Genomic DNA, 244 nt, shown 5'->3' on the forward strand with positions numbered 1-244 from the left:
CATCCTGAAAGCCGATCTTGAAAAGGCCAAGGCTGCGCTTTCTCAAGCGCAAGCCGCACAGGCCGCAGCGGAGTTGAAGCTCTCCTATACCCAAATCACGGCGCCCATCAGTGGCGTGATCGGCCAGAAGTCAGTGCGCGTCGGATCGTTCGTGAATGCCGGCAAACCATTGGTGGCCGTCGTTCCGCTAGATGCGGTTTACATCACGGCCAACTTCCGCGAAACGCAGTTGGCGCGCGTGCGG

At 59.8% G+C, this 244-nt stretch carries 1 protein-coding gene; it reads left to right on the forward strand.

The window, feature by feature from the left end; all coding sequences use genetic code 11:
• Nucleotides 1-244, forward strand: a 244-nt coding sequence (locus APY03_RS32845; protein WP_157103488.1) for an HlyD family efflux transporter periplasmic adaptor subunit, incomplete at both ends; no start/stop codon positions are given.

Origin of the sequence: Variovorax sp. WDL1, from assembly GCF_001541225.1 — a bacterium.
Classification (GTDB): Bacteria; Pseudomonadota; Gammaproteobacteria; order Burkholderiales; family Burkholderiaceae_C; genus Variovorax.